The organism is Variovorax sp. Varisp36 (assembly GCF_047304235.1).
GTDB lineage: Bacteria > Pseudomonadota > Gammaproteobacteria > Burkholderiales > Burkholderiaceae_C > Variovorax.
In genome coordinates, this window is sequence record NZ_JBGLYU010000051.1 from 37,286 (window position 1) to 45,379 (window position 8,094).

Below are 8,094 nucleotides of genomic sequence, written 5' to 3' on the forward strand. Positions count from 1 at the left end.
ATTTGCCCCCCCGAGGGGGAGGCGCGGCTCGCCTTGGGGCGGCCCGGCGGCGGCCGCCTTCGACTCTCAGGCGACCGTCGCGGGGTCGACGTTCGCCCCGCAGACGATCAGGCAGACCTTCTCGCCCGCGCGCGGCGCGTAAGCGCCGGTCTGCAGCGCGGCCAGCGGCAGCGCGGCGGCCGGTTCCACTGCCAGCTTCAGCTCTTTCCACAGCCACTGCTGGGCGGCGCGGATGGATTCATCGGACAGCAGCAGGGCGTGCCGCACCTGCCGCTGCGTGATTTCCCACGAAATGGCGCCGATGCGGCGCGCCCCGAGCGAATCGGCCGCGATGCCGCCCACCTCCACGTCGATCGGCTCTCCGGCCTCGCGAGCGCGAAACAGCGTGGGCGCCTTTTCGGGTTCGAGTGCCACCACACGGGCGCGCTGCTCGAACCAGCCAGCGAGGCCGCCGATCAGCCCACCCCCGCCGACGCTCACGAGCACCGCATCGGGAAGACCGCCCTGCTCTTCGATCTCGCGGCCGAGCGTGCCCGCGCCGGCCACCACTTCGGGCTGGTCGTAGGCGTGGGTGAGCAAGGCGCCGGATTCCTTCTGGCGCGTCAGGCAGGCGGCCAGCGCATCGGGGTACAGCTCGCCGACGACGACCACTTCCGCGCCCAGCGCACGCAGCCGCGCGCGCTTGGCCTCAGGCGACACGCCCGGCAGGAACACCTGGCAAGGCACGCCCAGAGCGCGCGCCGCGGCCGCCGTGGCGATGCCCGCATTGCCGCCCGAGGCCACGACCACGCCGCTGTCGGGAATGTCGTTGGCCAGCAGCCGGTTCATCATGCCGCGCGCCTTGAAGCTGCCGCTGACCTGCATGTGCTCGAGCTTCAGCCAGATCTCGGCGCCCGGCGCCGCGACCCCGAAGGCGGCCGCCGGCAGCTTCCACAGCGGGGTTTCGCGCAGGAAGTGGCCGGCACGCTCGCTCAGCCTGCGGGAAGCGCTATCTATTTCAGAGCGCCAGTCGAAGGTTTTCTTGTCGTTCAAGAGATATGTCCTGGAGGGGGAATGTCGTCGAGCTTGAGCCCCTTGGGCAGCGGAAACTTGATGGTTTCCTCGATGCCGTCCATCTTGCGGACCGACACCGCGCCGAACGCGCGCACGCGCTCGATCACCTCGCGCACCAGCACCTCGGGGGCCGAGGCGCCGGCGGTGAGGCCGATGCGCGTCTTGCCCTCGAACCACTCGGGCTTGAGCTCTTCGGCCGAATCGACCATGTAGCTCTCGGTGCCCAGCCGCTGCGCCAGTTCGCGCAGCCGGTTGCTGTTGGAACTGGTGGGGCTGCCGACCACGATCACGAGGTCGACCTGCGGGCTCATGATCTTCACCGCGTCCTGGCGGTTCTGGGTGGCATAGCAGATGTCCTGCTGCTTGGGTTCGCGCACGGCCGGAAAGCGCGTGCGCACGGCGGCGGCGATCTCGGCCGCGTCGTCCACGCTCAGCGTGGTCTGGGTGACCACCGCGAGCTTCTCGGTCTGCGAGGGCGAGACCTTCGCCACGTCGGCCACGTCCTCGACGAGGTGAATGCCGCTGCTGAGCTGGCCCATCGTGCCCTCGACCTCGGGGTGCCCCTTGTGGCCGATCATGATGAACTCGAAGCCCTCCTTCGCGAGCTTGGCGACCTCGACGTGCACCTTGGTCACCAGCGGGCAGGTGGCATCGAAGATCTCGAAGCCGCGGTCGCGCGCCTCCTGCTCCACCGCCTTGCTCACGCCGTGTGCGCTGAACACCAGCGTGGCGCCGGGCGGCACGTCGGACAGTTCCTCGATGAAGATCGCGCCCTTGGCCTTGAGCTCGTTCACCACGTAGGTGTTGTGCACGATCTCGTGGCGCACGTAGATCGGTGCGCCGAACTTGGCAATGGCGCGCTCGACGATCTCGATGGCGCGATCGACACCCGCGCAGAAACCGCGCGGTTCGGCAAGGATGACTTCCGAGATGTCGGGGTTCATAGCACGCCGATCAGCTTCACTTCGAAGGTGACGGGCTGGCCGGCCAGCGGATGGTTGAAGTCGAAGCGCACCGCCGTGTCATTCGATTCGATCACCGCTCCCGCGTAGCTGCCCGTGCCGTCGGGCGTGGGGAACTGCACGACGTCGCCCGCGGCGTATTGCTCGTCGGGGTCGCCCATCTGAGCGAGCAGCTTCCTGGCCACCCACTGCTGCATGTCGGGGTTGCGCTCGCCGAAGGCCTCGCCGGCGGGCAGCTCGAAGGTGGCATGCGCGCCTTCTTCCAGGCCCATCAGGCGCTGCTCCATGGCCGGAGAAAGCTCGCCGGTGCCGAGCGACAGGGTCGCGGGCTTGTCGGCGAAAGTGTTGATGATGTCGCCCGCCGGGCCGGCCAGCCGGTAGTGCAGGGTCAGGAAGGAGCCGGAAGTCACGAGTTGGGACATGGGGGCAGCGGAGGTGGGCAAAGACAAGGTGGGTGTCCCGATAAACTGGACCTCATTTTAAGGACCGGGACTTCACCCGGCTCCGCCAAGGTTTCACCCCAGGGTTTCATGGCATTCAAGGATCTCCCTCTCGACGCCCGTCCCCGCGAAAAACTCATCTCGCGAGGGGCATCCGCGCTGGCCGACGCCGAGCTGCTGGCCCTGCTGCTGCGCACCGGCGTGGCGGGCATGAACGTGCTGCAGCTGGCGCAGCAGCTGCTCGAGCGCTTCGGCGGCCTCTCGGGCCTGCTGCACACCGGCGCCGAGGAGCTCAAGACCATCAAGGGCATGGGCGGCAGCGCCAAGCGCTCCGAACTGATCGCGGTGCTCGAACTGGCGCGCCGCGCCATGGGCGAAAGGCTCAGGGAGCGCACGGTGTTCGACTCGCCCGACGCGGTCAAGCAGTACCTGCAGCTGCACATCGGCTCGCGCCCCTACGAAGTGTTCGCGGTGGTGTTCCTCGACGTGCAGCACCGCATGATCGCGCTGGAGGAAATGTTCCGCGGCACGCTCACGCAGACCAGCGTCTATCCGCGCGAGGTCGTCACGCGCGCCATCCACCACCAGGCTGCGGCGGTGGTGCTGGCGCACAACCACCCCAGCGGCAACATCGAGCCCTCGCGCGCCGACGAGTCGCTCACGCAGACGCTGCGCGCCGCGCTGGCGCTGGTGGACGTGCGGGTGCTCGACCACATCATCGTGAGCCCCGGACAGAGCTTCTCGATGGCCGAGAAGGGCGTGCTCTGATGGCCGCACGCGCCCCGTCTCTCAAGAACCTCGCCGACCTCAAGCAGGTGCAGCGCACGCTCGCCGAAACCCGCGAGCGCGAAGCCGCCGAGGCGGCCGCAAAGGCCGCGGCCGAACGCAAGCTCGCCGCCGAGAAAGACCTCTTTGCACGCGCCATCGGCGCCACCGAGCCGCTGCGCCGCAAGGCCGCAGTGCCGCTTGCGCCGCTGCCGCCGGCACCGATCCCGGTGCAGCACCAGCTCGACGAGCAGCGCGTGCTGCGCGAGTCGCTCTCCGACGAGTTCGACGTGACCACGCTGCTCGACGTGGACGACGCCATGAGCTTTCGCCGGCCCGGCATCGGCACCGACGTGACGGCGCGGCTGCGCAAGGGCGAATGGGCGATCCAGGGGCAGGTCGACCTGCACGGGCTGCGCAGCGACGAGGCGCGCGAGGCGCTCGGTGGCTTCATCCGCAACGCCAGCAAGCAGGGGCTGCGCTGCGTGCGCGTGGTGCACGGCAAGGGGCTGGGTTCGCCAGGCAGGCAGCCGGTGCTGAAGACCAAGGCGCAGCGCTGGCTGATCCAGAAGAACGAGGTGATCGCGTTCGTGCAGGCCAAGCCCGCGGAAGGCGGCGCCGGCGCCCTCGTCGTGCTGCTGGCGCCCGCGCGGCGCTGACGCTTTCTGCCTTGCTCCTTCCCCTTCCGGGCGAAGGCTGGGATGGGGGCTCACGGCCTTTGCACGGGCAGCGCCTCATCCATCGCCGTCGTGCCCCCACCCCTACCCTCCCCAGCGGGGGAGGGAGCAGGAAACGCAGCCGGCTTACGCCAAGTGATTCTTCAGCGGAACCGATGCGTCCGCCACCGCCGCAGCATCAGGGCTACGCCCCGCTTCAAGCAGCTTGCGGCTCATCATGTGGTCGACCGGCGCGTTCACCGACTCCACGCACACGAGCTGCCCATCGACGTAGTGGAACAGCGAGAACGCATCGGGCTTCGGCCCCGCGCGGCGAACGCTGACGAGGCCCGGCGTGCCTTCGGCCGGCATCAGGCCCACCATCTGCAGGCGCATGCCGCCCTGGTCGGACCAGAACCACGCGACCGCGTCGTGCGCACGCGCCGCGCCGGTCAGCGTGGCCACCGCGGTGCGCGCCTGGTCGTTGGCGTTCTGCACCGACTCGAGCCGCAGCGCGCGGCCCGCGCGGCGGTCGGGGAAGCGCGTGCAGTCGCCCACCGCGAGCACACCGGCCGCGCTGGTCTGCATGTGGCCGTCGACCACGATGCCGTCGGCGCATTCGATGCCGGCCGCCTGTGCGAGCGCCGTCTCGGGCACGGCGCCGATGCCGAGCAGCAGCAGGTCGACCGGCTGCTTCACGCCGTTGACCTGGATCGACACCAGCCGGTCGCCTTCCACTTCGAAGGCACCGGTCTGCGCACCGAGCACGATGTCGATGCCGGCCGCACGGTGCGTGGCGAGCACATGCGCCGACAGCTCGGGCGAGACCGCCCGGCCCAGCAGGCGCGGCGCGCTTTCGATCACCTGCACCGATTTGCCGAGCGCCTTCGCGGTGGCCGCCACCTCGAGCCCGATGAAGCCGCCGCCGAGCACGGTCACCTTCTCGGCCGATGCAAGCCGCTCGCGCAGGCGGTGCGCTTCTTCGGCGGCACGCAGACTCGCGACGTTTTCGAGGCCCGGCTTCAGGTCGGGCATCTGGCGTGCGCGCGTGCCGGTGGCCAGCACCAAGCGCTCCCACGGCAGCACCGCGCCCGAACGCAGCGTGACGGTGCGCGCCTCGCGGTCGATCGCCACGGCCGCGTCGCCCAGGTGCAGCGCGATGCCCGCTTCGCGGTACCAGTCGGCGGCCTTGTGCGGCTGCGTGGTTTCCTCCGCGCTCTTCAGGAAGGCCTTGGACAGGGGCGGGCGGTGGTACGGCTCGCACGCCTCTTCGCACACGAGGTGCACGCGCGCGCCCTGCCCCGCTTCGGCAAGCCCGGCGCAGAGCTGGGCCGCGGCGTGGCCGCCGCCGATGATGACGATGGAATTCATGATGAGAGAAACGTCTTTCGGAATCGTTGTGGGGTCGGTCACTCGCCGCGGTTGCGCATCCAGTCGGCGGTTTTGAAAAAGGAGTCGCGCAGCCTTGCGCGCAAGTCCTCGGGCACACCCGTCTCGCCCATCGCCTGGTCCATGCAGGCCAGCCATTGGTCGCGTTCCTTGATGCCGATGGTGTGGCCGCCGATGCTCTGCGGCAGGTGGCGCGCGCGCAGCATCGGATGGCCGAAGCGGTCGGTGTAGTGCTGCGGCCCGCCGAGCCAGCCGCAGAGGAACCAGAACAGGCGCTGGCGCGCGTTGTCGAGGCTGGTGCCGTGCACGGCGCGCAATTGCGCATACGCGGGCTCGAGGTCCATCAGGTCGTAGAAGCGCTCGACCAGCGCCTCCACCTTCGGTTCGCCGCCGATCCAGTCGAAGGGCGTGCCGGCGGGCGGCTTTTCTTGTATCTGCATGGGCGGGAGTATCCCTTGAGGGGCCTGCTAGAGCTGCACGATGCCCGGAATGCCCACATCGGGGTTCACGTCGGCCTCGTAGTCCACGCCCTCCACGGCGAAGCCGAAGAGCCGCAGGAACTCGGTCTTGTAGCCCGCGAAGTCGGTGAGCTCGTACAGATTTTCCTTGGTCACCTGCGGCCACAGTTCGAGCACGCGGGACTGCACCTGCGGCGCCAGCTCCTTGTAGTCGGCGCGCAGGCGGCCTTCGGCATCGATGTGCGGGGCGCTGCCGTAGAGGCTCTCGGCGTAGAGGCCGTGCACCTGCTCGATGCAGCCCTCGTGCACGCCCTGCTCCTTCATCACCTTGAAGAGCAGCGACAGGTACAGCGGCATCATCGGAATGGCCGAGCTGGCCTGCGTGACCACCGCCTTGAGCACCGACACGCGCGCGTCGCCACCCTTGGCAGCCAGTCGTGCGCGAATGCCCAGCACCTTCTGGTCGAGGTCCTTCTTGGCCGCGCCGATGGAGCCGTTCCAGTAGATGTCGTGCGTGATCTGCTCGCCCAGGTAGGTGAAGGCCGTGGTCTTCGCGCCGTCGGCCAGCACGCCGGCCTGCTGCAGCGCGTCGATCCACATCTGCCAGTCTTCACCGCCCATCACGGCCACGGTGTTGTCGATTTCTTCCTGCGTCGCGGCTTCGAGCACCGTTTCCTTCACGGCCCCGCTGTCGGTGTCGAGGCCGCGCAGGTTCACGGCCTTGCCCACGGGCTTGAGCACCGAGTTGAAGACCTGGCCGGTCTTCGGGTGCGTGCGGCGCGGCGCGGCCAGGCTGTAGACGACGAGGTCGACCTGCCCCAGGTCGGCGCGGATGGTGTCGATGACCTGCTGCTTCACCGCGTCGGAAAAGCCGTCGCCGTTGATGCTCTTCGCATAGCGGCCTTCGGCGTGCGCCGCGCGCTCGAAGGCGGCGGTGTTGTACCAGCCGGGCGAGCCGGGCTTGGCCTCGCTGCCGGGGCGCTCGAAGAAGACGCCCAGCGTGTCGGCGCCGCAGCCGAAGGCGGCGGTGATGCGCGCCGCGAGGCCGTAGCCGGTCGATGCGCCGATCACCAGCACCTTCTTCGGGCCGCCCTCGATGGCGGGCCTGGCCTTGACGTACTCGATCTGCTGGCGGACGTTGGCTTCGCAGCCGGCGGGATGGGTGGTGACGCAGATGAAGCCGCGCACGCGGGGTTTGATGATCATGAGGATCTCGCTCGAAGAGATGCTGGAGGGAAGCGGGAGGGGCCGGAAGGAAGGCGCCGGAAGCGTGTTTTCGCGCCGCGAATTTAACCCAGCCCGCCAGGACGGCCTTCCGCTTGACCATATGCATATGTCGATTGACGATTTAATAATCAGCGGTTTTATTGATATGGTCCCGCCCCTCTGCTTTCCACCAAGGAGAAGAACATGCGCTTGAACCTGATCGCCGCCGCGGCCCTCGCGGCTTCCACTTTCCTGCTCGGCACCCTCGCCCACGCCGACCAGCTGGCCGACATCAAGAAAAAGGGCGAGCTGGTCGTCGGCGTGCTCGGCACCGACGAGCCCGCGACCTTCGTCGACCCCAAGACGCGCCAGATCGTCGGCTACGAAGTCGACCTGGTGAACGCCATTGCAAAGAAGATCGGCGTGAAGCCGGTGCTCAAGCAGATCGCCGTGGCCGCGCGCATTCCCGAACTGCAGCAGGGCCACGTCGACCTCGTCGCCGCCGGCCTCACGCACAACAAGGAGCGCGAGGCGCAGATCGACTTCTCGCTCACCACCTTCGTCACCGGCCAGAAGGCCATCGTGAAGAAGGACAGCGGCATCACCGAGGTGCCGCAGCTCGCCGGCAAGAAGGTGCTGACCATCCGCGGCGGCACGCAGGAACCCAACATCCGCAAGGCCGTGCCCAACGTCGAGGTCGTGACCTTCGACACCAGCCAGCAAGCCTTCCAGGCGCTGCAGCAGGGCAAGGGCGTGGGCTATGTGGACGACGAGGCCGCGCTGCTGCGCAGCTACGCCAAGCTCGGCCCGCAGAAGGCGCAGTACGTGGTGCTCAAGCAGAACCTGAGCACCGAGGCGCTGGCCATCGGTATCAAGAAGGGCGAGAGCGGCCTGAAGGCCGTGGTGGATGACACGCTGCGCGAGCTCGAGAAGTCGGGCGAGGCGCAGAAGATCTTCATCAAGTGGTACGGCCCGAACACGGCCTCGGGCTTCCAGTCGCGCGACTTCAAGCTCGACTCCGACAAGATCGACTGAGCCCGCGTTTCTCCTTCCCCCACTGGGGGAAGGTAGGGATGGGGCATGCGGCCTCCGCATGAGTGCCGCGTCTTTCCAGGCGCAGCCGTGCCCCCACCCCAACCCTCCCCCAGCGGGGGAGGGAGCCAAG

Annotated in this window: 9 protein-coding genes; 3 read left to right on the plus strand and 6 right to left on the minus strand. The window is 68.6% G+C overall.

From position 1 onward, the window contains the following. Positions 1-66: 66 nt before the first annotated feature. From ACCD11_RS24030 to ACCD11_RS24040, 3 genes are read right to left on the minus strand one after another with little or no spacing between them, the layout of a single operon-like run. Entirely contained in the window at positions 67-1,032 is a 966-nt protein-coding gene (locus ACCD11_RS24030) for a threonine/serine dehydratase (protein WP_413315734.1), read from the minus strand. Continuing rightward, positions 1,029-1,997, minus strand: coding sequence for a 4-hydroxy-3-methylbut-2-enyl diphosphate reductase (gene ispH, locus ACCD11_RS24035; protein ID WP_007839273.1), 969 nt, complete (start codon positions 1,995-1,997; stop codon positions 1,029-1,031). Before ispH ends, ACCD11_RS24030 begins: the two co-directional genes overlap by 4 nt. Beyond that, positions 1,994-2,437 carry an FKBP-type peptidyl-prolyl cis-trans isomerase gene (locus tag ACCD11_RS24040; RefSeq protein WP_007839272.1) on the minus strand — a complete coding sequence of 148 codons (444 nt, stop codon included), beginning with the start codon at positions 2,435-2,437 and terminating at the stop codon, positions 1,994-1,996. Before ACCD11_RS24040 ends, ispH begins: the two co-directional genes overlap by 4 nt. A gap of 108 nt (positions 2,438-2,545) precedes the next feature. Between ACCD11_RS24040 and radC the strand changes: the two genes are divergently transcribed. Further along, on the plus strand, positions 2,546-3,223 hold the full coding sequence (gene radC, locus ACCD11_RS24045; RefSeq protein WP_007839271.1) for a RadC family protein: 678 nt from the start codon (positions 2,546-2,548) through the stop codon (positions 3,221-3,223). Continuing rightward, the gene (locus ACCD11_RS24050) at positions 3,223-3,879 is read left to right on the plus strand and encodes a Smr/MutS family protein (protein ID WP_056593769.1); all 657 of its coding nucleotides are present in this window, start codon (positions 3,223-3,225) and stop codon (positions 3,877-3,879) included. Before radC ends, ACCD11_RS24050 begins: the two co-directional genes overlap by 1 nt. A 144-nt stretch (positions 3,880-4,023) precedes the next feature. Here ACCD11_RS24050 and ACCD11_RS24055 read toward each other — a convergent pair whose 3' ends face one another. Genes ACCD11_RS24055 through fabV form a run of 3 tightly spaced genes read right to left on the minus strand, consistent with a single transcriptional unit; the run spans position 4,024 to position 6,929 of the window. After that, positions 4,024-5,247 carry an NAD(P)/FAD-dependent oxidoreductase gene (locus ACCD11_RS24055; RefSeq protein WP_007839269.1) on the minus strand — a complete coding sequence of 408 codons (1,224 nt, stop codon included), beginning with the start codon at positions 5,245-5,247 and terminating at the stop codon, positions 4,024-4,026. A gap of 38 nt (positions 5,248-5,285) precedes the next feature. Continuing rightward, positions 5,286-5,705 carry a group II truncated hemoglobin gene (locus tag ACCD11_RS24060; protein ID WP_007839268.1) on the minus strand — a complete coding sequence of 140 codons (420 nt, stop codon included), beginning with the start codon at positions 5,703-5,705 and terminating at the stop codon, positions 5,286-5,288. 27 nt (positions 5,706-5,732) lie between these two features. Beyond that, entirely contained in the window at positions 5,733-6,929 is a 1,197-nt protein-coding gene (fabV, locus tag ACCD11_RS24065; protein ID WP_413315735.1) for an enoyl-ACP reductase FabV, read from the minus strand. A gap of 204 nt (positions 6,930-7,133) precedes the next feature. On the opposite strand from fabV, the gene ACCD11_RS24070 reads away from it, so the two are divergent. Next, positions 7,134-7,964, plus strand: coding sequence for an ABC transporter substrate-binding protein (locus tag ACCD11_RS24070; RefSeq protein ID WP_413315736.1), 831 nt, complete (start codon positions 7,134-7,136; stop codon positions 7,962-7,964). Positions 7,965-8,094: the final 130 nt, after the last annotated feature.